Genomic DNA, 25,665 nt, shown 5'->3' on the forward strand with positions numbered 1-25,665 from the left:
CGCCTGCACGATGGTCGGCAGCTCCGGATGGACCGCGAGGTAGTTCGCCTCGAAGCCGCTCCTGGTGAGCCCGGCCCGGTAGGACATCGTCATCTCGGCGGCGCCCGCCCACCGCCCCGCCGTGTGTTTTTTGAAGGTCCCCACAGGGGCCAAAACCCCGCCCCGGGGGGGGGGGTGGGGGGGGTCCGCCCTGGGGGGGGGGCCCCGTCGACGCGATGGGGCGGGTGGCGCGCGCGCGGACGCCCGGCAGTTCCCGTTGGCGCCCGTGAGTGCCCCCCGGGCGGCGCTGTCGCGGGGTCAGGCGGTGGCGGGCTCGTCGACGACGCGGCCGTCGCGGAGTTCGACCACGCGGTCGGCGAGTTCCATCAGGTTGGGGTCGTGGGTCGCGACCAGGACGGTGACGCCCTCGCTGCGGACCACCGCGCGCAGCAGTTCCATGATCGAGCGGCCGGTCTCGGAGTCCAGCTGGCCGGTCGGCTCGTCGGCGATGATGAGGTCGGGCTCGTTGGCCAGGGCCCGGGCGATGGCGACGCGCTGCTGCTGGCCGCCGGAGAGCTCCCCGGGGCGCTGGTTGGCGTGGTCGGCCAGTCCGACCAGGGCGAGCAGGGTGCGGGCGCGCTCCTCGCGCTGGGCGGCGGGCACCTTGCGCAGCCGCATCGGGATGCCGACGTTCTCGGCGGCGGTGAGCACGGGCAGCAGGCCGAAGGACTGGAAGACGAAGCCCAGCCGGTCGCGGCGCAGCGCGAGCCGCCCGTCCTCGTCCAGGCTGCCGAGGTCGGTACCGTCCAGGGTGATGCTGCCGCCGGTCGGGGCGTCCAGGCCGCCGACCAGGTTGAGCAGGGTGGTCTTGCCGGAGCCGGACCGGCCCTTGAGGGCGGTGAGTTCTCCCCGGCCGATGGTGAAGGAGACGCCGCGCAGGGCGTGGACGGCGCGCTCGCCGGTGCCGAAGCTGCGGTGGACCTCGGTGACGGCCACCATGGGAGTGGTGACGGTGCCGGCCGGTTGCTGGGTCATGCGGCATCCCCCTGGGTGCTCCCCGGCGGGGTCCGCCGACTGCGGCCGGCCGGGGTGTTCTTCGCGGCGTTCTTTGAGGTGTTCATGGCTTTGCGGAAATCGCGGAGATGACGTGCAGTCGGCCGCCGTGCAGCCGCGATGCGCAGCATTTGCTCACTACTTACATCCTTCGCGCAAGTCCCTTCCTTTCCTTGACCGGATCTGACAGCATCGTCCGCTATCCGGTGATCCAGAGCCGGTGATCATTCAGCACGCGGCGCCTGGGGCGCCCATCCGCGCAGGGGGACACAACTGCCCGGACCGGGCCCGGCGCGGACGCCATTGACGACCGGGGGAGGATCGGGATGCTCGGCTTTGTCATGCGTCGTCTGCGCGGGCGGCTGCCCCTGGCCACAGCCGCCCTGCTCACCGTACTGATCACGACGGCGGTGCTCACGGCACTGGTCGCCTTCCAGCGCACCGTCGGCGAGATCGGACAGCGACAGGCACTGCAGGGCGCGGGCCACCCGCGGACCACCGTGGTGGTCAACTCCGAGCACGGGCTGGACCGGAGGGCCAAGGACGACGCGGCGGTCGCCGACTACGCCCGGGTGCTCTTCGGCGAGCTGCCGGCCGAGACCCGCGGCCTGTCCCGCAGCCGCTCCTACGGACTGCCGACCGGACCGGCGGACGCTGCGCAGGGTGCCCCGACGGGCAAGCAGGCGGGCACTCCGGCCGCCCCGGCGGCCCCTGTTCCGACGGCCGCCGGGCCGACCTCCGCCGCCCCTCCCGCATCCGCTGCCGCCCCTCCCGCATCCGCTGCCGTCCCTTCCGCATCCGCCGCCGCTCCCGCCGCCCCCTCCGCCGCTCCGACGGCCGCCGCCGCACAGCCCGGCGCCACCAGGGCCGAGGACCTCACCCTGCTCGCCGCCCTCGACCGCCGCTACGTCCAACTCCTCGCCGGAGACTGGCCCGCAGCCGCGGCCCCCGGCACGCCGGGCCCGGTCCAGGCGGCCGTCCCCAGGTCCGTGCTCACCCGCCTCGGCCTCACCGCCGAGGCCCTGCCCGCCGAGGTCCGGCTCACCGACCGCTACGGCGGCCCCCCGCTCGTGGTCCGGGTCACCGGCGCCTACCGCGCCAACGACCCCGCCGACCTCTACTGGCGGCTCGACCCGGTGCAGGGCCGCGAGATCCTCTCCGGCGGCTTCACCACCTACGGCCCGCTGCTCGTCGACGAGACCGCCTTCGGCGCCACCGGCATCCCCCAGAACGGCCGCAGCTGGCTGATCGACGCCGACTTCACCGGCGTGGGCACCGCCGCCGTGGACGCCGTCCGGGACCGGGTCACCCCGGCCGGCGACGCGCTCAACCGCGACGCCGGACTCATCGCCCGCACCGAACTCCCGGCCCTGCTGCGGGAACTGGACTCCGGTGCGATGGTCGCCCGGTCCACCCTGCTGATCGGCGCGCTCCAGCTGATCGTGCTGGCCTCGGCCGCCCTGCTGCTCGTCGTCCACCTCATCGCCAGCCGCCAGCAGTCCGAGAACGCCCTGCTCGCCGCCCGCGGCGCCTCCGGGGCCCGGCTCGGCGGCTACACCGCCGTCGAGGCACTGCTGCTCGCGCTGCCCGCCGCCCTGCTGGCCCCGCTGCTCACCCCGCCGCTGCTGCGCGTCCTCGGCGGATTCGGCCCCCTGCGCCACGTGCCGCTGGACACCTCGCTGCACTGGACGCTGTGGCCGGTCTCGATCGGCTGCGCCCTCGGCTGCGTCCTGCTCGCCGCCGTCCCCGCCCTGCTGCGCGGCGCCGGTACCGCCGTGCTGCGCCGGGCCGGCCGCCGCCAGGCCCTGGCCGCCGGCGCGGCCCGCTCCGGAGCCGACCTCGCCCTGCTCGGCCTGGCCGTCCTCGCCTACCAGCAACTCTCGCAGTACAGCGGCGGGTTGTCCCCGGACGCCGACGGCCGTCTGGGCCTGGACCCGGTCCTGGTCGCCACCCCCACGCTCGCCCTGGGCGCCGGCACCCTGCTCGTGCTGCGGCTGCTGCCCGTCGTCGCCCGGATCGGCGCCCGGCTGGCCGCCCGCGGCCGCGGCCTCGGCCCCGCCCTGGTCGGCTGGCAGCTCGCCCGCCGCCCCGCCCAGGCCAGCGGACCGGTCCTGCTCCTGGTACTCGGCGTCTCCACCGGCGTCCTGGCGCTCGGTCAGCACGACACCTGGAACGGCTCCCAGCAGGACCAGGCCTCCTTCGCCACCGCCGGCGGCCTGCGGATCCACGGCGCCCACACCGCCGCGATCGGCCAGGGCAGCCGCTTCGCCGCCCTGCCCGGCGGCGACCGGATCCTCGCGGTCGGCCGGCAGGAGCAGTCGCTGCCCGACGGCTCCCACGGCCAGGTCCTCGCCCTGGACGCCGCCGCCTTCGCCCAGTACGTCCCGATCCGCTCCGACCTGCTCGACGGGCAGGACCCGAAGCGCCTGTTCACCCCGCTCGCCGGCACCACGGCCGGCGCCGCCCCGACCGGGATCCCGCTGCCCGGGAGCCCGCAGCGGATCGACGTCGACCTCACCTTCACCCCCGGTACGCGCCTCGCGGCGGCCACCGGCGACAGCTTCGGCCCGGCCGCGGCGCCCGACGTCCCGGACGTCTGGCTGCTGCTCCGGGACGGCCACAACCTCTCCTTCGTCGCCCCGGTCACCGGCGTCCCCGCCGGCGGCGACGCCCGCGCCACCGTCGACCTCACCGCGCTCACCGACGGCGGCCTCAGCTCGGTGTCCGCGCCGCTCTCCGTGATCGGCCTGACCCTCGCCCTCGGCCCCAAGGACACCGGCGAACTGACCATCCGCCGACTCGCCGCCGCCGACCGCGCCGGCGACCCCGGGGTGCCGGCCACCGTCCCCGCCGGCCTCGGCTGGACCAGCGGCGACGCCGCCGAACGCCCGGTCGGCGTGGACGTCGCCCCCGGCGCCTCCGACGACCGGCGGCTGCTGAGCGTGCGCTACGGCGCCGGCTCCAACGCCCTCAACAACCGGCGCGCGGTCGTCATCCCGGCCGAGGCCAAGCCCCCGGCCGAGATCGCCGGCGTCGCCACCCGCGGCTACCTCGCCGCCACCGGCTCCGCCGTCGGCGCGACCGTCCGGGTGCCGTTCGGCTTCGCCACGGTGCCGGTGCGGATCACCGGCGAGGTCGCCTCCCTGCCCGTCGTCGGCGACAACGCGGTCCTCGTCGACCTCGGCGCGGTCGGCCGGACGCTCGCCGCCGGCGGCCGGGAGACGCCCGTTCCCGCCGAATGGTGGCTGCCCGCCACCGGCCCGGACGACCACACCCCCGCCCGGGCGGCCGCCGCACTGCGCGCCGCCCCCGGCACTCCCGGAATCCAGCTCCGCGACGAGGTCGCCGCCGACCTCCTCGGCGACCCGCTCAGCGCGGCCCCGCAGAACGCCCTCGCCGCCATCGCCGTCGTCACCACCGTGCTCGCCGCGATCGGCTTCGGCGCCGCCGGGGCCGCCGCCGCCGGCCAGCGCTCCCGCGACTCCGCGCTACTGCTCGCCCTCGGCGCCCCCAGGCGCCGCCTGGTCCGTACCGCCGCCGCCGAACAGGCCGTCCTGGTGGGCCTCGGCAGCGTCGTCGGACTCGCCCTCGGCGCCCTGATCGTCCATCTGATCGTGCCCCTCGTCGTACTCACCCCGGCGGCCCGCCGCCCCGTCCCGGAGGCCCTCGTGGCCCTGCCGCTCGGCACCGCCGCGCTGCTGGCCGCCGCGATCTCCGCCGTCCCCCTGCTCTCGGCCCTGCTCGGCGGCCGCCGCCGCCGCGACGTGGCGCAGCGCCTGCGGCACCTGGAGGAGATGTGACCGGCCCGGCCGCAACCACCGCGCCCCGACCCACCGGACCCCGACCCACCGGCACCGCCCCCGAGGCGGGTCACCACCCGGCCCCGTGGGTGCGCACCCGGCTGCGCGCGACCCCGCTCGCCGCCCTGCTCACCGCCGTCCTCGCGCTCGGCACGGTCTTCCTGGCCACCGCCTTCCCGCGAGTCCTCGACCGGGCCGCCGACCACGGCCTGCGCGACTTCCTCCGCGACCGGGGCACCGTCGCGACCAGTATGTACGCCTCCGCCGCGCTGGCCGGCGGCGCCAAGAAGCTCGACGACGACGCCGCCGTGCTCGCCGCCCACGTCGGCCCCACCCTCGGCGTCGACCCGGGCGGACTCGTCTACGGCGCCCGCAGCGGCAAGTCGCGCTCCCTGACCAACCCCGGCCTGGCCCGGCCCGAAGCCGTCGACCCGGAACTGGGCCTGCTCTACGTCCAGGGCCTGCGCGAGCGCACCACCCTCGCCGAAGGCCGCTGGCCGGACGCCCCCAGGGGCGCCGGCGCCCCGGTCCCGATCGCGCTCGTCCGCGACGCCGCCACCACCGTCGGGATCCACCTCGGCGACGTGCTGACCACCGGCGAGACCCTCCAGGGCGAGGAACCGCGGAAGGCCGAGGTGGTCGGCATCCTGAACGCCACCGACCACGACGACCCGTACTGGGCCGAGCTGTCCTGCCCCGTCCAGGCGTGCCTCGACTTCACCCGGGGCAAGCAGCCCTACGCCTACTGGCGCCTCACCGGACTCGTCGACGGCAGCGCCCTCGACGCGATCCGGACCTGGCAGACCGGAGCCCAGGACTTCTGGCGGATCCCGGTCGACGTCGACCGGCTGCGCGCCGACCGGCTCGACCGCACCGACCGGGAACTCGCCGCCTACCTCACCGGGAACACCGCCAACGAACTGGCGAACGCCACCAACCGCCCCGGCCTGCAGATCACCTCACCGCTGCCGGACCTGCTGGACAAGGCCACCGCCCGGCAGCAGGCCACCGCGCCGCTCGCCGCCATCGGCCCGGCCGGACTGGCCGGCGTCGGCCTGGTCGTGCTCGCCCTCGCCGCCGCCCTCGCCGGCGACCGGCGGGCCGCCGAACTGCGCCTGCTCCAGGCCCGCGGCGGCTCCCGGACCGGCGTCGTCGGGCGGCTGCTCGGCGAAGGCGTCGTCACCGTCCTGCTGCCCGCCGCCCTCGCCGGAACGCTCGCACTGTGGCTGCTGCCCAGCCCGCGCTGGGGCGGCGCCGTCCTCGCCGGCACGGCCGTCGCCCTGTTCTCCCTGCTCACCCTGCCGGTGCGGGCCGCCCGGCTGTGGTCCCCGCCCCGGGCGGGCAGCGGCCGGCGGCGCCTGGCCGGCGAACTCGCCGTCCTGGCCCTGACGGTCGCCGCCGTCGCCGAGGTCCGGCGGCGCGGCGTAGCCCCCACCGGGGCGGGCGTCGACCCGCTGCTGATCGCCGCACCACTGCTGCTCGCCCTCACCGGCGGACTGCTGCTCGCCCGGCTCCAACCGCTGCTGCTCGGCGCGTTCGCCCGGGTGGCCACCCGGCGGCCCGGCGCCATCGGCTTCCTCGGCCTGGCCCGCGCCGCCCGAGGCAGCACCGAAGGGGCACGGCCCTCCGTCCTGCCCCTGATCGCGCTGCTGCTCGCCGTCACCACCGCGGGCTTCGGCTCCACCGTGCTCGGGGCCGTCGACACCGAGCGCACCCACGCCGCCCGGCTGACCGTCGGCGGCGACGCCTCGGTCATGGTCCCGATCGGCGTCCCGGTGTCGGAGGGCTTCGCCGAGGCGGCCGCCAAGCTGCCCGGGGTCCGGGCCTCCGCCCGGATCTGGGCCGACACCGAGGTGTTCGTCCTCGACGGCAACGGCTCCACCCGGGTCTTCGCCGTGGTCGCCGACCCGGTCGCCTACGCGGAGATCTCCCGCTCGCTCGGGCGGGGCGCATTCGACGCGGCCGCGCTCACCGGGGGGACCGGCGCGGCGGACGCCCCGGTACCCGCCCTGGTCTCCACCGCGCTCGCCCGCAAGCTCGGCCCCGGAGCCACCCACCGCCTCCGGCTGCCCAACGGCGGAGAACTGCTCACCGGCACCGCCGGCACCGTCGACGGCACCCCCGCGCTCCAGGGCGACGACCGGCTGTTCGTCGTCCTGCCGGCCGGCCCGGCCGTCGCCCTCGCACCCGAACTCGACCGCTCCAACCTCTGGCTGGCCACCGGCCCCGTCGACCAGGACCGGCTGCGGAGCCTGGTGCGCGAGCGGATCGCCACCGGCGCCGAGCGGGCCACCGCCTTCCCCACCGCGGCCGGCGAGGGCAACGGTGACCTGCCCCCCGGCTACAGCGTGCGCACCAGCGCCGCCCTGAGCGCCGCCCTCGCCGCCGACCCGCTCCAGTCCGCCGCGGCCCGGCTGTTCTGGACCGCCGTCCTCGGCGCCGGCACGCTCGCCCTGCTGGCCGTCCTGCTCACCCTGGTCCGGGCCGCACCCGAACGCACCGCGCTGCTCGCCCGGCTGCGCACCATGGGACTGCGGCCCCGGCAGGGCCTGACCCTGATCCTGATCGAGACGCTGCCGCAGACCCTGGTCGCGGCGGTCGGCGGCGGACTGGTCGCGCTCGCCGCGGTCGCCCTGCTCGGGCCCGCCTTCGATCTGTCGGTCCTGGTCGGCGCGGACATCGCGCCCGGGCTGCCGGTCGCCGTCCCGCCGGTGCTGCTGCCGACGGTGGGCCTCGCCGCCCTCGTCTGCGCGGGCGTCGTCGCCGAGGCGCTGATCGCCGGCCGCCGGCAGATCGCCACCGAACTGCGGGCGGGGGACCAGCGATGACCCTCCCGCCCCGACCCGCGTCCGGGCCCGACCCCGCGAGCGGCCCCGACCCCAACTCCGGCCCCGCGTCCGGTCACGGCCGGACCACCCCCCGAACGCCGACCACACCCACGACGACGAGCCCCACGCCGACGAGAGGAGCACCGCGGTGAACGGCAGCGCCCAGGACCAGAAGACCGCCCCGGCCCCCACCTTCCAGGAACTCCAGGAGCGCGCCCGCGCCGCCGCGGCCGGCCCGGCGGCGCACAGCGCGGACGCGGCCATCGTCTGCGACCGGCTGGTCCGCATCTTCAGCGCCCAGGGCGTCGAGGTGCAGGCCCTCCAGGGGCTCGAACTGACCATCCGGCAGGGCGACCTGGTCGCCCTGGTCGGCGCCTCCGGGAGCGGCAAGTCCACCCTGCTGACCATCCTGGCCGGGCTCGACGTGCCGACCGCCGGCACCGCCACCGTGGCCGGCTGCGACCTGTTGGAGATGTCCCCCCGGGAACGGCTGCGCTACCGCCGCGAGGTGGTCGGCTTCATCTGGCAGCAGACCGCCCGCAACCTGCTGCCGTTCCTCACCGCCGCCGAGAACATCGCCCTGCCGATGCAGCTGCGCGGCGGCCGGTCGTCGCGGACCGGCTCCCGGCAGCAGGCGGCCAGGGTCGCCGAGCTGATGGAGGCGCTGGAGATCGGCGAACTCGCCCGCCGGCGCCCGACCGAGATGTCCGGCGGCCAGCAGCAGCGCGTCGCCATCGCCGTCGCCATGGCCAACAACCCGCCGGTGCTGCTCGCCGACGAGCCCACCGGTGAGCTCGACTCGGAGACCGGGGCGAGCATCTTCGAGGCCTTCCGCACCGTCAACCGCGAACTCGGCGCGACCGTGGTGATCGTCACCCACGACCCGATGGTGGCCGGGGAGGTCCGCCGCACGGTCGCCATCCGCGACGGCCGCACCAGCAGCGAGGTGCTCCGCCGCACCCTCACCGACGAGCACGGCGAGGAGTCGGTCAACGAGACCGAGTACGTGATGCTGGACCGCACCGGCCGGGTCCAGCTCCCCGCCAAGTTCCTGGAGGCGCTGGGCATGGAGCACCGGGTCGCCGTCGAGCTGGCCCCCGACCACATCGCCGTCCGCCCGGACGACCTGGAGGGGCACTGAGGGTCCCGCCGCCCTCGGGGCCGTCGGGGCCGCTGCCGTCGGGGCCGCTGTGGCCCGGGGGTCAGCGGGGACGGGAGGGTCAGCGGGAACCGGAGGGGCGGCGGCGGTCCTGACGGGCTGCCCTGCGGAACCGGAGGTACTCCCGGGCGAGCAGCCGCAGCGCGGCGGGCCCGGCGGGGCTCGCGGAGCGGCGCAGCAGCGCGCCGAGGTCGGCGCGCGCCGCCGCGCCGGTGAGCTCCTCCACCCCGACGATGCAGCGGACCATCGGCCGGTGGACGGCCGGGACCATCCCGATCACGGTCCGGGCCTCGGCCAGGGCGCGGTCCGCCTCGTCCAGCAGACCGCCGAGCAGCTCCCGGACCGTCGGCAGGTCGCGGGCCAGCTCCAGATCGGCGCGGGTGACCTTGTGCCGCTCGAGCCGGTCCAGGGGTACGGTCAGCCGGCCCTCCGCGAGGTCCTCGGCGAGGTCGTTGACGAAGTCGAGCCGCTGGCTGCCGTCGATGAAGGTCCGGCACGCGGCCCGGTAGGCCGACTGGTCGCCGTCCGGGCCGAGCAGCGCGGCGACGACCATGAAGCCCGGCAGCGAGTACCCGTCCACGTAGCGCTGGTAGTCCTCCTCGGTGTCGAAGCCGGTGAAGTCGAGATCCGCCTCCGCCGCCGCGAGGTGGTCCAGGACCCGGTCGCGCAGCACGGGGTGGGCGGCCGCGCTGTGCAGCAGCGGGCGCAGCTCGGGATCGTCCGTCCGGCCCTCGGCGAGGCTCCGCGTCACCTCCCGCTGCCAGCGGGCGGCGGCCGTCCGCCGTTGCGCGAGCGGGCCGCTGTCGAGCAGCGTGTCGGTCCGGTGCATGAACGCGGCCGCCGCGATCACGTGCGGGACGGTGCGCTCCGGCAGCAGCAGCCCGGCCGCCACCGCGACCTCGCGCCGGTAGCGGGTCACCTGCTGCCGCTGCCGCCCGTAGTCGGCCCGCAGACCGGCCTCCCGTACCCCGGCCGCGTCCAGCGCCCGTTCCCACCTGCCCACTCGGCTCACCCGTCCCTCTGCTCGGAGGGACCGAGCCTAGACAGTGGATCACCGGGGGACCCAACCGGAGTCGGGGCCGGGCCCGCCGGGGACGGCCGTCCGGGCAGGCCGGGCGCGGGTGGGATACTGGACCGGTCCATTCCGCGGCGGCAGGTGGTGAGGGGCGGCACATGAGCAGCCGGGTGCGGGTGCTGAGGAAGCAGAACCGGCTCAGCCTGGAGGCGCTGGCGGAGCGGGTCGGGGTGACCAAGAGCTATCTCTCCAAGGTCGAACGCGGCCTCAGCGACCCGTCGATCTCCACCGCGCTGAAACTCGCGCACGCGCTGAACGTCGATGTCGGCCGGCTGTTCTCGGACGAGGTGGAACCCGAACTGGTCACCGTGGTCCGGGCCGACGAGCGCACCCCGATGGGTGCCGGGACGGGCCCGGGCGCCACGCGCTACGAGGGCATCGCGACCGGTCTGACCGGCAAGCGGATGGTGCCGTTCATGATGCACCCGCCGACGGATCCCGCCGACCCGCCGTTCAAGTCCCACGCGGGGGAGGAGTACCTCTTCGTCCACGAGGGCACCGCCGAGCTGGAGTTCCCGGAGCGCACCGTCGCCCTCGGGCCGGGCGACAGCGTGTACTTCAACTCCGCCCTGCCGCACCGCTGCCGTTCCACCGGCGGCCGGCCCGCCGCGATCCTCGTGGTCATCCACGACGAGCCGTCGGGGCCCTCCGACCGGGTCCCGACCCTGCCCTGACGCGCAGGCACGCGCAGGCACGCGCAGGCACGCGCCGGCACGCACCGGCCCCGGTGGTCCCGGGGGCCGGTGGTGCCGGGGCGGGTGCCGTCCTGCTGGTTCAGCCCGCGGCGGCGAGCAGCTCCGCCAGGCGAGCGGTCCCGGCCGGGTCCAGGGGCAGCAGCGGTCGGCGCGGCTCGCCGACGTCCAGACCGAGCAGGGACAGGCCGGCCTTCACGGTGCTGGGCAGGCCGCCGCCCAGGATGAACTCCAGCACCGGGAGCTGGCGTTGGAAGACCTCCAGGGCGAGGTCCCACTCACCCGCCCGGACGGCGCGGTGGAGCTCCAGGACCGGTCCGGGGATCAGGCAGGGTGCGGCGGTGCACCAGCCCGCCGCGCCGGCCGAGAAGGCCGCCAGCGCGAGCGGGTTGCTGCCGTTGTAGAACGGCAGCGCGCCGTCGGTGAGTTGGGCGAGCCGGTGCATCCGCCGCACGTCGCCGCTGCTCTCCTTCACCATGGTGATGTTCTCCACCCGCTCGACCAGCGAGACCATCAGCTCGGGGGAGAGGTCGACCCCGCTGGTGGCAGGGTTGTTGTAGAGCATCACCGGGACGCCGACCGCGTCCGCCACGGCCGTGAAGTGGCCGGCCACCTCGCGCTCGTCGAGCTTCCAGTACGCCTGCGGCAGCACCATGACGGCGTCCGCGCCCGCCCGTTCGGCGAACCGGGCGCGCCGGACCGCGCCGCGGGTGGTGAGGTCGGCGACACCGACCACGGCGGGCACCCGGCCGGCGACCGCGGCGAGCGCCGCCTCGGCGGCGGTGTGCCACTCCTGGTCGTCCAGGTAGGCGCTCTCGCCGGTGGAGCCGAGCGGGGCGATCGCGTGGCAGCCGGCGTCGATCAGCCGGTCCACCAGGGCGGTGAGGGCTTCGGTGTCCACGCCGCCGCCCTCACCGCCGTTCCTGCCGCCGTCCTCGCCCGGGGCGAACGGGGTGACCGGGTAGGCGATGATCCCCTCCAGTGCGGGTCCGGTCATCTCAGGCACCGCTCTCGGGCGTCGTTCCGGAGTCGGCGCCGTTGGTCGGGGCGCCGTTGGCCGTGACGCCGCCGTTGATCGCGTCGCCGTGCCCGGCTCGCAGGGCGCGCCGGGCGTAGTAGGCGAAGTTGGCCTGGCTGCGCTTGGCGGTGGAGGTCCAGTCGTGGGCCTCCCGGGCGAGCGGCGCGGGTATCTCCCGGATCCGGCCGGCCGCCGAGGCCAGCAACTGGAGCCGGGCGGCCCGTTCGAAGAGCACGGCGAGGGTGCAGGACTCCTCCACGCCGGCCGTGGCGACCAGCATGCCGTGGTGGGCGAGCAGCAGGGCCCGCTTGTCGCCGAGCGCGGCGGTGATGATCTCGCCCTCCTCGTTGCCGACCGGGATGCCGGGCCAGGTCTCCAGGAAGGCGCAGTCCTCGTACAGCGGGGTGAGGTCCATGTGCGAGACGACCAGGGGAGTCCCCAGCATCGACAGGGCGGAGAGGTGCGGCGGATGGGTGTGGATGACGCAGGCGACGTCGGGGCGGGCCCGGTAGACCCAACTGTGGAAGCGGTTGGCGGGGTTGGCCATACCCTCGCCCTCCAGGACCTCGAGGTCCTCGTCGACCAGGAGGAGGTTGTCCTCGGTGATCTCGTCGAAGCCGAGGCCGAGCCGCTGGGTGTAGTAGGTGCCCGGCCGTTCGGCGCGGGCGGTGATCTGGCCGGCCAGGCCCGAGTCGTGGCCCGCCTCGAAGAGGATCCGGCAGGTGAGGGCCAGTTTCTGGCGGGCGGTCCAGTCGTTGTCGGGGATCGCGGTACGCATCCTGCGGTGCGCGAGGTCGACCAGGTCCGCCTTGGCGGTGGTCAGGGTCTCGGCCATGGTCGGGGTGCTCCTTCGTTCGGGGGCGCGCCGCAGCGGAGCGCGGCGGTCTGGTGTCGCGTACCGGCCGCACCGGTAGGACACTACGTTCACCATAGGACACATCGTGTCCTTGCGTCGATGGTGACGCCGATGGTGACCCCGTCGTCGGGGCGGAGCGGGCCGCCGGACCGTCAGCTCCCAGCGCCCGGACGGCGGATCAGCCCCGAGCGTTCCGCGTCCGAGCGCAGATCGCTGCCGGGAGCGCCCCGGTCGATGCGGTCGCCCCGGCCGGCGGCCGTGCAGAGGGCGAAGACGAGCAGGGCGCTCGCCGCCGCGGCGAGGATGCCGAGGGCGGTGAGGACACGGAGCCAGGTCACGGGATGCCTCCAGGGGGACGGCGCGAGGGAGTGCCGCCGGGGATATCGGCAGACCGGCCGACGAGGTCGAGTGTCCACGGGCGGTTCTGCCCGGCGACCGCCGCGCGCACGGTCGTGCACGCGGGCGGTCGAAGCTCGAACGGCGTGCGCTACAGCGGGCCGTGCGCCCCTGGTGCCGTCGTCACCGAAGCCGTCGTCACCGGTGCCGGGGATGCTGGGGGTACCGCCGGGTCGGCCGGGTCGGCCGGGTCCGGCACCAGGGCCCGGAGCATGCCCAGGTCCGGCTTGCCGGTCCCCGACAGCGGGAGGTCCGGCAGCACCAGGATCGTCGCCGGCTCGCACCGCGGCCCGCCCCGCTCCCGCACCCACTGACGCAGCTCCGCCACCGTCACCCCGCTGCCGGGGGCCACCGTCACGGCGGCGTGCGCGTGCTGCAGCCGGTCCCGGTCGGTGGTGGTGAACATGACCGCCTCGCGCACCGCCGGGTGCGTCAGCAGCGGGCCCTCGACGTCCCGGGGGAAGACGTTGTGCGCGTCGACGATCGCCATCGGATCGCGCCGCCCGGCCACCGTCAGATACCCCGCGCCGTCCAGCGCGCCCAGATCACCGGTGTCCAGCCAGCCGTCCCGGAGTACCCGGGCAGTCGACCCGGGGTCGCGCCAGTAGCCCCGCATCGCGGTCGGCGTGCTCACCCAGATCCGCCCGATGCCGCCCGTGGGCAGCGGACGGCCGTGCTCGTCGAGGATCCGCACCCCGGTGTCCGGGAGCGGCCGCCCGGCCGTGGTCAGCAGCCGGGGGTCGAGGTGCTCGTCCGGGGTGAGCCGGGTCACCGGACCGCACTCGGTGAGGCTGTAGGTCTGGTGCAGTACCCGGCCCAGCCGACGGGTGGCCTCGGCCAGCCGCTCCGGTGCCGCCGGGCAGCCGGTGTAGGTGACGCGGCGCAGGCTGCCGGTGTCGGTCCGGGCCAGCGCGGGGTGGTCGAGCACCTGGTACAGCAGGTGCGGCGGAAGGTAGACCCGGGTCACCCGGTACCGTTCGATCGCCGCCAGGACCTCCGCCGCCGCGAAGCCGTCCTGCAGCACCACCGTGCCGCCCGCTGCCAGGGCCAGGTCGGCCGTCGTCCCGCCGCCGTGGCAGAGCGCCGTGCAGAGCAGGAACACCGACCCGGCGATCAGCTCCGGGCGCGGAGGCCGGGCGAAGCGGCGCGATACCCCCTTCGGCCGGCCGGTCGAGCCGCCGGTGAACCGGATCGCCATCACGTCCTGCGGCCGGAACCGGGGCGCCACCGGCGCGGGCGACAGCGGTTCGGCCAGTGCCGTCAGATCCGTGCCGAGCGGGCCGGGCCCGAGGGTCAGCAGCCGGACCGACGGCAGCGCGGCCGCGATCCCGGCCGCCGCGCCGTGCCCCGCCGCGCCGTGCCCCGCCGCGCCGTGCCCCGCCGCGCCGTACCCTTTCGCGCCGCCGCCTTCCGGGTCGAACACGAACGCGTCGGTCCCCGCCGATCCGGCCAGCGCGATCTGCTCCGCGACCGGCAGGTCGGCGGGCAGCATCGCCACCCGGCAGCCGATCAGATTGGCCGCGAGCCGCACCAGGAGGGCCTCCGGCCGGTTCCCGGCCAGCAGGGTGACGCCGTCGCCGCGCCCCAGCCCGGTGGAGCGCAGGGCCCGGGCCAGGCGGTGCACCCCGGCGAGGCACTCGGCGGCCGTCAAGGACCGCGACCCGTGCCGCAGCGCGACCCGCCCCGGATCGCGTGCCAGCCCCGCCAGTACCTGCCCGGTGTGCGTCGCGTCCGCCGCCCCGGCCACCGCCCCACCCGGCCCGGCCCGCAGCGCCTCCGTCACGTACAACCTCCACCCGCCCGGGCACCCGGGAATCTGACGGCGCATCATGAACGGCGACCACCATAGGACCCTCGATCCCGCCCCACCCGCCGGGGTCCACCCCGCCGCGCCGCCCGCCGACCGGAGACCCCTCGCACCCACCCGCGTATCGGCGGTACCTCATGCCGATTCCGCTGCCTGCCCCTCCGAAGCCGCCGCCGATCCCGGCCGAGCCGGAGGCGGACAGTCGGCGGATGCGGTGCTCCGGTCTTCGCTCCGCGGCTCCGTCCGGACCGTCCGGTGCCGACCGGACCCGATCCCATGCGGCCGAGGCGTCGAACTCGGAGGCCGGCTGTCGGGCCCGGCAGGTAGGTTGCGCGCATGGTCAGGTACGGAGAGCCGGGAGCGGTGGCGTGGGTGGAGTCCCTCGGGGGGCCGTTGGTCGTGCTTCCTGAGGTCGTGCTGGAGGCCTGGTCGGGATCGGCCGGGCACGACACCGCCGGTGACGACTACGACCGGGCCTGTGCCGTCGAGGGCTGCATCGGCCTGCTCCGGGTCGGCTCGGCGGAGGGCCTGGTCCTCGGGGACGAACCCGCCTCGACCGCTTACCTGTCGGCGCAGGGTGTGTTCGTCCGTTGGTCGGCGGCGGAGTCCGAGGAGGCCATACTCGGGAGCGTCGGCGCGGCGATGCGTGCCGCTTCATGGGAGCCGGAACTGACTTGGCAGGTGCCGGGACCGGTGGTGCTGTTCGATGCGGCCTGGACGGGCGAGGAGTCCCGCCGGCAGGACCACGTACGGGTCGACCTGGGGCCCGGGTCCTACGGCGTTCGTGCCGCCTACGTCGAACCCGACCCGCAGACCGCGCTCACGCTGGTCGCCGTGCGCCGCCTCCCCGGGTGATGCGTCCGGACCGGAGCGCGTGACGAACAGTCGTCCTGCGGCAGGAGACGAACTGTCCGCCGGCAGGGACCGCAAGCTGTCCGCCCGTCCGGTAGCCCCGGCGCCCGTGGACAACCCTGCCGCCGCACGCCTCCGCCTCCGGGGCCGGGGCCGGGAACCGTGGCGGGAGCCGGCGGCGTGGATTGTTATCGTTCCGGGTCGGGCACGGACGGGACGGGTGAGCGGTATGGACGGGTCGGCCATCGTGGGCGGAGCGAGGGCGGACGCGCCGGGCGCGGGCCGGACACCGGAGGCGGGGATGGAACCGCGGGGACCGGTGGACCTGCGCGGCGTGCCCGGAGAGCCGTTCGCCGTGCACTACCCGGCCGACGCGGTCGTGGTCGTCTCCGGGCTGCCCGGCAGCGGCAAGAGCACCCTGCTGCGGCACTGGTCCGCCCGCGCGCCGCAGGCCGTGACCGTCGACCCGCGCGCCGTGCACGAGGCCTGCGCCGCCGTCATGCCGGACCGCCTGCCGTACGCGCTCTACCGCCCCTGGGTCCGGCTGGAGCACTTCCGGCTGCTGCGCCGCTCGCTGCGCCGGGGCGGGCCGCTGCTGGTGCACGACTGCGGCAGCCGGGCCTGGATGCGCCGCTGGCTGGCCCGCGAGGCCGCCCGGCAGGGGCGGGAGCTGCACCTCGTCCTGCTCGACGTCGGGGCGGCGACCGCCCTGGCCGGTCAGCGGGCCCGAGGCCGCTGGGCGTCGAACCGGGTCTTCGCCCGCCACCGCCGGGGCCTGGACCAGCTGATCGCGGCACTCACCGCGCACACCCGGGGCGACGGGGGGACGCCGGTGCCGGAGGCCGCGTCGGTGCTGCTGCTGGACGGCCGGTCCCGCTCGCGGGCGGCCGAGGCGCGGTTCGACCGCGATGCGGTGGCCGAAAAGGGCTGACCGGTGGCCCGCCGGGCGCCCACGGTGCCGCCCGGGAGCCGCCCGATGGACCGTGGCCGGACGATCCCGTTCCGGTGGGCGGTTGACGCGGGTGCGGGTCGGCCGGGGAGACTGTGCGGGTAGACCGTCCTGCCGATCAGTCAGTCGCGAGGGAGCGCACCCTATGCCCGGCCCCACCGCCGTCACCGACAGCCTCTGGTTCCGCCGTTTCCATCCGTTCGACACGGCGCCCGTCCGGGTCGTGATGTTCCCGCACGCGGGCGGCTCGGCGGGCTTCTTCCGGGACTGGTCGGCCGAGCTGTCGCCGTACGCGGACGTGCTCGCCGCCCAGTACCCCGGCCGGCTGGACCGGATCGACGAGCGGGCGCTCGACTCGCTGCCCGAGCTGGCCGACCGGGTCTACGCCGCGCTGCGGCCGTGGGCGGACCGTCCGCTGGTCCTGTTCGGGCACAGCATGGGGGCGGCGATCGCCTTCGAGGTGGCCCGCCGGTTCGAGCGCGACCAGGTGACCGGTCCGGTGCGGCTGTGCGTCTCGGGCAGCCGGGCGCCGTCCGAGCCGCGCGACTCCGCAGTTCACCTGCTGCCCGACGAGGGCCTGCTGGCCGAGCTGGCCAGGCTCGGCGGCACCGACGAACGCCTGCTGGCCGACCCGGAGTTGCGCGCGATGATCCTGCCCTCGCTGCGCGGCGACTACACGGCCATCGAGACCTATCTGGCCGCGCCGGAGGACACCGTCCGGGTACCGGTGACCTCCCTGACCGGCGACAACGACCCGCGGGTGACCCTCGACCAGGCGGGCGACTGGGCCGCGCACACCACCGGCGGGTTCGATCTGAAGGTCTTCCCCGGCGGGCACTTCTACCTGACCCAGCAGCGGACCGCTGTCCTGGACGTCGTGAAGTCCCACCTGCGCGAGATCTGAGTCGCCGGTCGTCGCCGGGGCGCGGACGCCCGCGCCCCGGCGACCACCGGCCGTTCCTGCCCTGTTCCGGTCCGGTTCAGGGCCGGGCGAGCGCCTGTTCGAGCAGCTCCTGGAGCGCCAGCCGCTGCTCCGGGCCCAGCCCCGCCAGTGGTGAGTCGGCGGCGAGCAGGGCCAGCAGCCGCTCCCGCAACCCGGTGCCCGCAGGGGTGAGGACGAGCTGCCGCGCGCGCCGGTCGGTGGGGTGGGGGCGCCGTTCGACCAGCCCCTGCCGTTCCAGCCGGTCGACGACGAAGGTGGCGTTGGAGGGCTCACAGCTCATCCGCCCGGCGAGTTCACGCATCGTCAGCGGGCCGTCCAGCTCGCGCAGCGCGCCGGCCTGGGCCGCCGTGAGCCCGAGCCCGGCGGCGTGCTGACGCAGATGGTCGCCGATCCGCTGGGCGAGTCCGTTCACCAGGCCGCAGAGGGCCCGCTCGGCCCGGACCCGTTCGGTACGGACCCGTTCGGCCCGGACCCGTTCGTCCGGCTTGTCCGGGGGCGGTGTCATGCGGTCATGCTACCCAGGGGAAAGCGTCAAGCCGGAACAATGCAAGCTTGAAGCATCTCGCCGACGAGCCCCCGCCGATCGCCGTCACGGCGTCAGTCCTCGCTCGGCCGGGTGGGGAAGTGCCCGGGGCGGGTGGTCCCAGCTGCCCGGGTGGGGCGGTTCCCAGACCGAGCAGTCGTGGGCGAAGAGGACGCGTCGCGGGTCGAACTCGCCGAGCCGGTCCAGCCAGGGCCGGTAGTCGGGGAGCGGCTGTTCCACGCCTCGGCGGGCCGCGTGTCGGGCCAGGTGGTCCGATCCGAACTCGGACGCGAAGTCGTGGGCCTGGCCGGCCAGGACCACGGTGCCGTCGCCCTGTTGGACCACGAGTGACTGGTGCCCCTCGGTGTGCCCGGGGGTGGGGAGGATCCGGACTCCGGGCAGGACCTCCGCCTCGCCGTCGACCTCCTCGTAGGTCGCGCCGGGGAAGTCGACCAGTTCGTCGATGGTGTAGTCGCCCCGGCGGGCGGTGGCCAACTCCACGGTCTGGACCAGGATCGGCGTACCGCCCAGCAGTGGGTTCCCGCCGCAGTGGTCGAAGTGGAGGTGGCAGTTCACGACCAGGGAGACGTCCGCGAGGGTGACTCCCGCAGCGGCGAGGGCGCCCTCCAGCGGCCTGCGCCGGGGTCGGTAGTGGGCCTCGGTCCCGGGGTCGGCGGCGCCGATGCCGGTGTCGAAGAGGATCAGTCCCCGGCCGTGCCGCACCAGACAGGCGAGCACGGGTTCGACACGTGGCCGGGAGCCACCGGTCTCCGAGGCGGGGCGGACGAAGTAGCCCAGGTCGAGTCGGCGTACCGCTGTGTGGTTGCCCATCCGGTCATCCTGGCGCGCGGCCGGGTCCGCTTCGGGGCTGTCCGCCGACAGCGGATCCGGCCGGATCCACGGGGTCGGCCGATCGGCTCGCCGGGGCGGCCGGGCCCGCCGGTTGCACGGATGTCGCCCAGGTAGGAACGACCGGAATGACAGGGGCAATCGGGGAGACATCAAATGTTGACACGTTTGTGACAACAGGTCACGCGTAAAGCCTTCCCCAAATGCTTGCTGTTCTGGCATGTTGCGTTCAACCCTCGTGTGATCCCCTCACGCACGGGCCCCGATCGGAGGACGCACGTGTCACCCCTGATATCCCGGCGGGTCGGCCGCCCCACCGCCGCGCTCGCCCTGCTGGCCGCCGCGGCCCTGGCGACCCCCGCGACCCTGGCCGCCGCGGCGCCCGCCGCGCCCGTCTCCGCCCCCGTCGTCCAGGCTCCGGCCGCCCCGGCCGCCGCAGCCGCTCCGCAGAGCCAGGCGGCGCCGCAGGCACCGGCCGCCGCCACCGCCTGGGCCGCCGGGACCCGCGCGTATCTGGTGATCAGCGCCCCCGCCGACGTCGCCGCCGCCAAGTCCGCGGTGACCGCCAACGGCGGCACCGTCTTCGCGAGTTACGACGCGATCGGCGTCGTCGTCGCCCACTCCACCGGCAGCGGCTTCGCGGCGGCGGTGCGCGGGGTGGCAGGCGTCCAGCAGGTCGGCGCGACCCGCACCTCGGACGTTCCGGCCGACGCCTACAACCCGGCGCTGCCCGCGAACCCCGCCCAGTCGGCGACCACGCTGACCGAGTCCAACCGCTGGGACATGACCCAGATCAAGGCCGACCAGGCCTGGGCCGTCTCCACGGGCTCGGCCGCGGTCAAGGTCGGTGTGCTGGACACCGGTGTCGACGACCAGCACCAGGACCTGGCGCCCAACTTCGACGCCGCCGACTCCGCCTCCTGCGCCTACGGCAAGGCCGACACCCGCACCGGCGCCTGGCGTGACGTCGACACCCACGGCACCCACGTCGCCGGCACCATCGCCGCCGCCAAGAACGGCAAGGGCGTCATCGGCGTGGCCCCCGGCGTCAAGATCGCCTCGGTCCGGATCGCCGAGCCGACCAGCACCCTGTTCTTCGCCGAGAACACCGTCTGCGGCTTCGTCTGGGCCGGCGACCACGGCTTCAAGGTGACCAACAACAGCTACTACACCGACCCGTGGCAGTTCAACTGCCCGGACAACCTGGACCAGGCGGCCATCATCGAGGGCGTCCGCCGGGCCCAGGCCTACGCCGAGGGCAAGGGCTCGCTCCAGGTCGCCGCGGCCGGCAACTCCAACTACGACCTGGCCAACAAGACCACCGACAGCGACAGCCCCAACGACTCCACCAAGGTCACCCGGACCATCACCAACGCCTGCATCGACATCCCGACCGAGCTGCCCGGCGTGGTGACCGTCTCGGCCATGGCCAGCGGCACCGGCAAGGCCTCGTACTCGAACTTCGGCCGGGGGGTCATCGACGTCGCCGCGCCCGGCGGTGACGGCGCCACCGGCGTGTACTCCACGCTGCCCGGCGGCAAGTACGGCACCAAGAGCGGCACCTCGATGGCCTCCCCGCACGTGACCGGTGTCGCGGCGCTGATCGCGAGCGCCAACCCGACGTTCACCCCGGCCGACATCCGCGCCCGCCTGGCCACCCAGGCCAACGACGTGGCCTGCCCGTCCGACAGCCGCTGCACCGGCACCACCGCCAACAACGCCTTCTTCGGCGAGGGCCAGGTCGACGCGCTCAAGGCGGTCGGCGGCGGCACCCCGCCGACCGGCAAGTACTTCGAGACCCTGACGGACGTGGCGATCACCGACAACGCGACGGTGGACAGCCCGCTGGCCGTGACCGGGGTCGGCGGCAACGCCCCCACCACGCTCAAGGTCGGCGTGGACATCAAGCACACCTACCGCGGTGACCTCGTCCTCTCCCTGGTCGCGCCGAACGGCACGGTCTACCTGCTGGAGGACTTCACGGACAGCGACAGCGCGGACAACGTCGCCAAGACCTACACCGTCAACGCCTCGGCGAGCCCGGCCGACGGGACGTGGAAGCTGCGGGTCAAGGACGGCGCCTCCGGTGACGTCGGCACCGTCGACGCCTGGAACCTGACCTTCTGAACGGTCGGGGCCTTCGGAACGGTCCGGGCCTTCTGACGGTCTGGACCCTCTGACGGTCGCCCCGTCCGGTGGGCAGTGCGGACGGGGGTCGGAACGAGCCACGGCGGCGGGGACAAATTCCCGCCGCCGTGGCTTTCTCGTTCCTGCGTTCCCTGCGTTCCCTGCGCTCCTCGTGCTCCGGACAGTCGCCGTCAGCCGGACGAGGGCCCCGGCGGCAGCGGGCCGGGGAGCAGCGGGCCGGTGACGTTCTTGACCTCGTCGTCGTCCTCGGTCACGGTCGTCGTGACCGAGCTGGTCACCCCGGAGGCCAGGCCGAGCACCAGGAAGAGCACCAGCAGCCCCCGGCCCGCGCCGCTCATGACCAGCGGCCGGGTCGCCGACACCGTCCCCTCGGGCTCCGAGCCGGGCTCGTCGCCGAAGAGCCGCTTCGGGTAGGCCGAGGTGAGCATCAGCAGGTAGGCCATGTACCGCATCCGGTAGCGCAGCACCGCCGCGCTCGCCTCGAACAGGGGCTGCGGCATCCGCCCGAGGACCAGCACCACCAGCCAGCTGATCCAGCCGACCACCCACCAGCCAGCGTAGAGCAGTCCCTGCACCACGGCGGCCGGGATGACCAGCACGATCCGGAACAGCACCGCGAGCCGGTTCAGCTCCCCGGGCCGGAGGCCGACCTGCACGGGGTAGTCGGGGACGCGGAAGGCGAACGGCGGATAGCTGCCCGTGGTCATCAGCAGGTAGGCGTTCACCCGGGTCTCGTACGGCACGTACGCGCCGAGGTAGTCGGCGGCGAAGACCGGGAGCCGGCCGAGGACGAGGGCGCCGAACCAGCCGATGACCGTGACCACGAACGCCACCACCGTCAGCACCCAGACCACGATGAACTGCGGGATCAGCAGCAGGAGCCGGAACAGCACGGTCAGCCGGTTCTGCGGTCCTGGGGCGGGCAGGTCGAGCGCGGGCAGCCATTCGTTCGGGTACGGGGCGGCGGCGGGGGGAGCCTGCCACATCGGGGCCTCCAGGGCTCGGCACCGGGGGCGCGGTGGACCCGCGCGTGCTCCGAAGATCGCAGCCGCCCGGGGAGCCCGCGCGCTGCGTTGCGCCACCCGGGCGACGCCAACTCGGGCGACAACATCCGGGCGACGACACCCGACCGGTCGGGATCGATCATTCAGGCAGTCGATCCGATAAGCATTCGATCGCGATGCGACCAACAAACCATCGCGAAGTGGTCATGGCCGATCGATTGTGATCGAAGGTTCTCCGAGGGTCGGCAACGGGGCAGCATCGGTCCCGGGACGACCGGGAGTCCACCCGATCGTCCGTCGGATGTGAAGTGCCCGCTCGGCTGTCATGTCCTGGACGTGATGCGACGGGACGGGACGCGATGCGATGCGATGCGACCTGCTCACCATGGGGGTGCCGGCTTGCCAGGGTTCGACGACCACCATCACCGCCTCTCCGGCCCGGTCGCCGAGGGGCTCGATCCGGACCCGATGCCAGCGGAGGGCTTCGGAGCCGGTCCCGACCCATGGACCAGGACCGGCCTCGGTCCCGACCCCGGGGCCCGGACCGACGAGCCGGACCGGGCGGCGTACGGCTTCCCCGCGTCGGGCGACCTCCTGGAGCTGACCGACTTCGCCGACTTCCTCCGCTTCTCCGCCGAGCTCACCGGCTTCGACGAGAGCGAACTGCGCGACACCGGCATGGCCCACGAACACCACCGCACCCTGCTCGCCCACCGGGTCCGCGACGAGCACGCCCTGGTCCACCTCTGGTACGTCGGCGCCTGGCCGGACGAGCCGCCCGCCTCACCCCGGGCCCACGACCGAGGGCTGATGTGGCGCACCTTCCACGGCGCCGCCCCGGGAAGCACCGCCCCCGGCCACGGCAGCTGGGCCGAGGCCCCGCAGGACGGGGCCGGCCGATGACCCGGAACATCGGCCGGCGCCAGGACGGGCCCCGGGCGGACGCCCACCGCCAGGACGGGCCGCGCCAGGACGCCCAGCGGGACTGGGACGTGATCGTGGTCGGCGCGGGCTTCGCCGGCTCGCTGGTGGCACACCGCCTGGGCGGCCACGGCCACCGCGTCCTCGTCCTGGAGGCGGGCCACGACGTCCCCCCCGCCGCGACGACCGCCACCGCCTACCTGGCGGCCGGCGGCGGCACTCCCACCTCGCCCTACCCCCGCAGCGCCGACGCGTCGTCCCCGGACGTCGACGACCTGACCGGCCTGCCCGACGGCGGATTCACGGCCACCGGATACCTCCTCCAGCACGGCCCGCTGCCCTACGCGAGCGGCTACCTGCGGGCCAACGGCGGCACCGGCCTGCTCTGGACCGGCCTCACCCCCCGCATGCACCCCGAGGACTTCCGCACCGCCGACCTCGGCCACGGCCGCAACTGGCCCATCGGCTACCAGGACCTCGAACCGTACTACCGGCAGGCCGAACACGAACTCGGCGTCGCCGCCGACGCCGACCAGCAGCGCCGCGCCGTCGGGCTGCCCATCCCCGCCGACTACGCCTTCCCGATGCGCGCGATCCCCGCCACCCACCTGGACCGGACCCTCGCCCGCGCCCTCGACGGCCGGACCGCCCGCGACCCGGCCGCCGACGAGGACACCCGGCTCGTCGTCAGCACCACCCCGCACGCCCGCAACGGCCGGCCCACCGGACCGGAGCACCCGGCCGGGCCGCTCTGCCAGGGAGCGGCCTCCTGCGTCCCGGCCTGCCCCAGCGGCGCCAAGTACACCCCGCTGCGGACCCAGGCCCGCTGGGCACCCGGTGTCCGGCTGCGCACCGATGCCGTGGCGAGCCGGGTGCTGGTCGACGGCACCGGCCGTGCCACCGGCGTCGAGTACCACGCGGACGGCGCCACCCACCGCGTCCACGCCGACCTGGTCGTCCTCGCCGCCCACGCGATCGAGAACGCCCGACTGCTGCTCCTCTCCGGCCTCGCCAACCGCAGCGACCAGGTCGGCCGCAACCTGATGGACCATCCGGCACTGCTCACCTGGGGCCTACTGCCGGAGCCGACCGGGCCCTACCGGGGGCCGGGCTCCACCAGCGGACTGGAGGGCTTCCGCTTCGGCCGGGCACGGGCCCGGCGGGCGCCGTTCCGGGTCGAGATCGGCAACTGGGGCTGGTCCTGGGCAGGGAGGCCGCCCCAGGTCGAGACCGGCGCCCTGCTGCGCACCGGAGTGCGCGGCAAGGACCTGCGCGAGCGCCTCGGCGACCGGCTCGGCCGTCAGTTCTCGCTCCAGTTCGAGCTGGAACAGCCGGCCGACCCGGCCAACCGGGTCACCCTCGACCACAGCCGGCCGGACCGCCTCGGCCTGCCGAGACCGGCCCTCCACTACGACCTCTCCGGGTACGTCCGGCAGGGTATGGCCTCCGCCCGGGCCGTCTCCGAGCAGCTGTTCGCCCTGCTCGGCGCCGAGGACCACACCCGCTACGAGGCCGGCCCCGGCTGGCCCGGGCGGCTCGAACACGACGGCCGGCCGTACGGCTACCGGGGCGCCGGCCACGGCGGCGGCACCCACATCATGGGCGACTCCCCGGACACCTCCGTGGTCGACCAGTGGCAGCGCTGCTGGGACCACCCCAACCTCTACGCCGTCGGCTGCGGCTCGATGCCCTCGCTCGGCACCTCCAACCCCTCGCTGACCATGGCCGCCCTCGCCCTGCGCAGCGCCGACCGCGCCCACCACGACCTGACGGTCCTGCGCGGCCCGGCGGCGCTCACCGCGCCGCGTCCGTCCGCGCCTTCGCCCGCGCCCGCGCCTTCCTCCGTCCCTGCCTCCTCCTCCGTTCCTGCCCCTTTCACCGTGCCCGCGTCCTCACCGACCCCGTCCAGGGAGCCCTCATGACCGGTCTGCCCCTGCCACCCGTGCCGGAGCCGTACTACCTCCCCTTCCACTACGGCGCCCTGCACAACATCGGCGTGGACTACCTGGTCGACCCCGGACCGGTCCAGGAACTGCTCGCCGAACGCCACCCCGCCCTGGCCGCCGCCGACTTCGGCGGCCGGGCCTGCGTCTCGCTCAACTACCAGCTGTACTTCGCCCAGTACCCGACCGGCGGCGGCATCACCGAAGAGGTGGAGATCAACGTCATCGCCCACCCCCGGTCCGCCGCCGACCGCCTGCCTGCCGTCGACTACGGCCAGTACGCCCGGGGCCACGACCAGACCAGGCTGCTCGGCATCGCCCGCCTCCATGTGCTCTGCGACAACCCGCTCGCCATCGACGCCGGCACCCGGCTCTACGCGGAGCCCAAGCATCCCGGCTGGTTCACCGCCGTCCTGCCCTCTCTGAACGCGGCCGCCGTGCACGACCGCTGGTCGGTCGCCTGCCACCGGGCCACACTCGGCCCGGACGGGCTGCGCAGGCACGAGGAGGAGTTGTTCGCGGTCGAGGCGGACCTGGCCGGCCTCGACAGTGAACCGGTCGTCAACACCCCCGTCACCGGGTACGGCACCGACTCGGAGGGCCGGCTGCTGGCCGGCCCGCTCACCGTCCACCAGCCCTACCGCTTCCACCCGCTGGACGCCCGCACCGCCGAGCGGGTCCGGCTCACCCTCGGCGAGCGTGGGCCGGGCGAGCGTGGGCCGGGCGGGCCCGGGTCGGTCGGGCCCGGGCGGGAAGCCGTCGCCGACCTCGCCCGTCTGGTCGGCGACGCACCCGCCGCAGGCGCCTGGACCTACCAGTCCGCTCCGGTGGCCGCCCACCACCGCCCCTACTACATCCCCTGACCCGGTA

At 75.2% G+C, this 25,665-nt stretch carries 20 protein-coding genes; 11 read left to right on the forward strand and 9 right to left on the reverse strand.

Annotated features, from left to right (window positions below; translation table 11 throughout):
* Positions 1-297 precede the first annotated feature (297 nt).
* Entirely contained in the window at positions 298-1,014 is a 717-nt protein-coding gene (locus tag SM793_RS25080) for an ABC transporter ATP-binding protein (protein WP_320440554.1), read from the reverse strand.
* A gap of 344 nt (positions 1,015-1,358) precedes the next feature.
* On the opposite strand from SM793_RS25080, the gene SM793_RS25085 reads away from it, so the two are divergent.
* From SM793_RS25085 to SM793_RS25095, 3 genes are all read left to right on the forward strand, one after another.
* Complete coding sequence (locus SM793_RS25085; protein ID WP_320440555.1) at positions 1,359-4,832, forward strand: FtsX-like permease family protein; 3,474 nt, start codon at positions 1,359-1,361, stop codon at positions 4,830-4,832.
* The gene (locus tag SM793_RS25090) at positions 4,829-7,660 is read left to right on the forward strand and encodes an FtsX-like permease family protein (protein ID WP_320440556.1); all 2,832 of its coding nucleotides are present in this window, start codon (positions 4,829-4,831) and stop codon (positions 7,658-7,660) included. Before SM793_RS25085 ends, SM793_RS25090 begins: the two co-directional genes overlap by 4 nt.
* A 148-nt stretch (positions 7,661-7,808) precedes the next feature.
* The gene (locus SM793_RS25095) at positions 7,809-8,801 is read left to right on the forward strand and encodes an ABC transporter ATP-binding protein (RefSeq protein ID WP_320440557.1); all 993 of its coding nucleotides are present in this window, start codon (positions 7,809-7,811) and stop codon (positions 8,799-8,801) included.
* Positions 8,802-8,880: 79 nt separating this feature from the next.
* Here the strand turns inward: SM793_RS25095 and SM793_RS25100 are convergent, their stop codons facing one another.
* Positions 8,881-9,822, reverse strand: coding sequence for a phytoene/squalene synthase family protein (locus SM793_RS25100; RefSeq protein WP_320440558.1), 942 nt, complete (start codon positions 9,820-9,822; stop codon positions 8,881-8,883).
* Between the two features lie 170 nt (positions 9,823-9,992).
* On the opposite strand from SM793_RS25100, the gene SM793_RS25105 reads away from it, so the two are divergent.
* Entirely contained in the window at positions 9,993-10,568 is a 576-nt protein-coding gene (locus SM793_RS25105; RefSeq protein ID WP_320440559.1) for an XRE family transcriptional regulator, read from the forward strand.
* Between the two features lie 100 nt (positions 10,569-10,668).
* Here SM793_RS25105 and SM793_RS25110 read toward each other — a convergent pair whose 3' ends face one another.
* From SM793_RS25110 to SM793_RS25125, 4 genes are all read right to left on the reverse strand, one after another.
* The gene (locus SM793_RS25110; protein WP_320440560.1) at positions 10,669-11,583 is read right to left on the reverse strand and encodes a dihydrodipicolinate synthase family protein; all 915 of its coding nucleotides are present in this window, start codon (positions 11,581-11,583) and stop codon (positions 10,669-10,671) included.
* A 1-nt stretch (position 11,584) separates the two neighbouring features.
* Positions 11,585-12,439 carry an aldolase gene (locus SM793_RS25115; RefSeq protein ID WP_320440561.1) on the reverse strand — a complete coding sequence of 285 codons (855 nt, stop codon included), beginning with the start codon at positions 12,437-12,439 and terminating at the stop codon, positions 11,585-11,587.
* A gap of 173 nt (positions 12,440-12,612) precedes the next feature.
* Complete coding sequence (locus SM793_RS25120; RefSeq protein ID WP_320440562.1) at positions 12,613-12,798, reverse strand: hypothetical protein; 186 nt, start codon at positions 12,796-12,798, stop codon at positions 12,613-12,615.
* Between the two features lie 149 nt (positions 12,799-12,947).
* Positions 12,948-14,639 carry an AMP-binding protein gene (locus SM793_RS25125; protein ID WP_320440563.1) on the reverse strand — a complete coding sequence of 564 codons (1,692 nt, stop codon included), beginning with the start codon at positions 14,637-14,639 and terminating at the stop codon, positions 12,948-12,950.
* A 360-nt stretch (positions 14,640-14,999) separates the two neighbouring features.
* Here SM793_RS25125 and SM793_RS25130 point away from each other — a divergent pair, with 360 nt between their 5' ends.
* The 3 genes from SM793_RS25130 to SM793_RS25140 all read left to right on the forward strand — a co-directional run bounded on the left by SM793_RS25130 (position 15,000) and on the right by SM793_RS25140 (position 17,368).
* Positions 15,000-15,518, forward strand: coding sequence for an Imm21 family immunity protein (locus tag SM793_RS25130; protein WP_320440564.1), 519 nt, complete (start codon positions 15,000-15,002; stop codon positions 15,516-15,518).
* A 298-nt stretch (positions 15,519-15,816) separates the two neighbouring features.
* A complete protein-coding gene (locus SM793_RS25135; protein WP_320440565.1) occupies positions 15,817-16,446 on the forward strand; it encodes an AAA family ATPase in 630 nt (209 codons plus the stop codon).
* 163 nt (positions 16,447-16,609) lie between these two features.
* Positions 16,610-17,368 (forward strand): thioesterase II family protein, encoded by a 759-nt coding sequence (locus SM793_RS25140; RefSeq protein ID WP_320440566.1) that lies wholly within the window; start codon positions 16,610-16,612, stop codon positions 17,366-17,368.
* A gap of 76 nt (positions 17,369-17,444) precedes the next feature.
* On the opposite strand, the gene SM793_RS25145 is transcribed toward SM793_RS25140, so the two are convergent.
* Positions 17,445-17,912, reverse strand: coding sequence for a MarR family winged helix-turn-helix transcriptional regulator (locus tag SM793_RS25145; protein WP_320440567.1), 468 nt, complete (start codon positions 17,910-17,912; stop codon positions 17,445-17,447).
* Between the two features lie 84 nt (positions 17,913-17,996).
* Entirely contained in the window at positions 17,997-18,761 is a 765-nt protein-coding gene (locus SM793_RS25150; RefSeq protein ID WP_320440568.1) for an N-acyl homoserine lactonase family protein, read from the reverse strand.
* Positions 18,762-19,058: 297 nt separating this feature from the next.
* Here SM793_RS25150 and SM793_RS25155 point away from each other — a divergent pair, with 297 nt between their 5' ends.
* Positions 19,059-20,906 carry a S8 family peptidase gene (locus SM793_RS25155; RefSeq protein ID WP_413816029.1) on the forward strand — a complete coding sequence of 616 codons (1,848 nt, stop codon included), beginning with the start codon at positions 19,059-19,061 and terminating at the stop codon, positions 20,904-20,906.
* A gap of 191 nt (positions 20,907-21,097) precedes the next feature.
* Here SM793_RS25155 and SM793_RS25160 read toward each other — a convergent pair whose 3' ends face one another.
* Positions 21,098-21,913: a DUF4389 domain-containing protein gene (locus SM793_RS25160; protein ID WP_320440569.1), complete on the reverse strand. Its 816-nt coding sequence runs from the start codon at positions 21,911-21,913 to the stop codon at positions 21,098-21,100.
* A gap of 417 nt (positions 21,914-22,330) precedes the next feature.
* Between SM793_RS25160 and SM793_RS25165 the strand changes: the two genes are divergently transcribed.
* The 3 genes from SM793_RS25165 to SM793_RS25175 are packed head-to-tail and all read left to right on the forward strand — an operon-like array spanning position 22,331 to position 25,658.
* Positions 22,331-22,834, forward strand: a complete 504-nt coding sequence (locus SM793_RS25165; protein WP_320440570.1) for a hypothetical protein — start codon at positions 22,331-22,333, stop codon at positions 22,832-22,834.
* Positions 22,831-24,774, forward strand: coding sequence for a GMC family oxidoreductase (locus tag SM793_RS25170; RefSeq protein ID WP_320440571.1), 1,944 nt, complete (start codon positions 22,831-22,833; stop codon positions 24,772-24,774). Before SM793_RS25165 ends, SM793_RS25170 begins: the two co-directional genes overlap by 4 nt.
* Positions 24,771-25,658, forward strand: a complete 888-nt coding sequence (locus SM793_RS25175) for a hypothetical protein (RefSeq protein ID WP_320440572.1) — start codon at positions 24,771-24,773, stop codon at positions 25,656-25,658. Before SM793_RS25170 ends, SM793_RS25175 begins: the two co-directional genes overlap by 4 nt.
* The last annotated feature ends 7 nt before the right edge of the window (positions 25,659-25,665 follow it).

Origin of the sequence: Kitasatospora purpeofusca (genome assembly GCF_034043715.1) — a bacterium.
Lineage (GTDB): Bacteria > Actinomycetota > Actinomycetes > Streptomycetales > Streptomycetaceae > Kitasatospora > Kitasatospora purpeofusca_A.

What these genes read in the sequence shown, in the direction of transcription:
- SM793_RS25080 (WP_320440554.1), bottom strand. Translation starts at nt 1,014, where the DNA reads ATGACCCAGCAACCGGCCGGCACCGTCACCACTCCCATGGTGGCCGTC.
- SM793_RS25085 (WP_320440555.1), top strand. Translation starts at nt 1,359, where the DNA reads ATGCTCGGCTTTGTCATGCGTCGTCTGCGCGGGCGGCTGCCCCTGGCC.
- SM793_RS25105 (WP_320440559.1), top strand. Translation starts at nt 9,993, where the DNA reads ATGAGCAGCCGGGTGCGGGTGCTGAGGAAGCAGAACCGGCTCAGCCTG.
- SM793_RS25110 (WP_320440560.1), bottom strand. Translation starts at nt 11,583, where the DNA reads ATGACCGGACCCGCACTGGAGGGGATCATCGCCTACCCGGTCACCCCG.
- SM793_RS25115 (WP_320440561.1), bottom strand. Translation starts at nt 12,439, where the DNA reads ATGGCCGAGACCCTGACCACCGCCAAGGCGGACCTGGTCGACCTCGCG.
- SM793_RS25130 (WP_320440564.1), top strand. Translation starts at nt 15,000, where the DNA reads ATGGTCAGGTACGGAGAGCCGGGAGCGGTGGCGTGGGTGGAGTCCCTC.
- SM793_RS25135 (WP_320440565.1), top strand. Translation starts at nt 15,817, where the DNA reads ATGGAACCGCGGGGACCGGTGGACCTGCGCGGCGTGCCCGGAGAGCCG.
- SM793_RS25140 (WP_320440566.1), top strand. Translation starts at nt 16,610, where the DNA reads ATGCCCGGCCCCACCGCCGTCACCGACAGCCTCTGGTTCCGCCGTTTC.
- SM793_RS25145 (WP_320440567.1), bottom strand. Translation starts at nt 17,912, where the DNA reads ATGACACCGCCCCCGGACAAGCCGGACGAACGGGTCCGGGCCGAACGG.
- SM793_RS25150 (WP_320440568.1), bottom strand. Translation starts at nt 18,761, where the DNA reads ATGGGCAACCACACAGCGGTACGCCGACTCGACCTGGGCTACTTCGTC.
- SM793_RS25160 (WP_320440569.1), bottom strand. Translation starts at nt 21,913, where the DNA reads ATGTGGCAGGCTCCCCCCGCCGCCGCCCCGTACCCGAACGAATGGCTG.
- SM793_RS25170 (WP_320440571.1), top strand. Translation starts at nt 22,831, where the DNA reads ATGACCCGGAACATCGGCCGGCGCCAGGACGGGCCCCGGGCGGACGCC.
- SM793_RS25175 (WP_320440572.1), top strand. Translation starts at nt 24,771, where the DNA reads ATGACCGGTCTGCCCCTGCCACCCGTGCCGGAGCCGTACTACCTCCCC.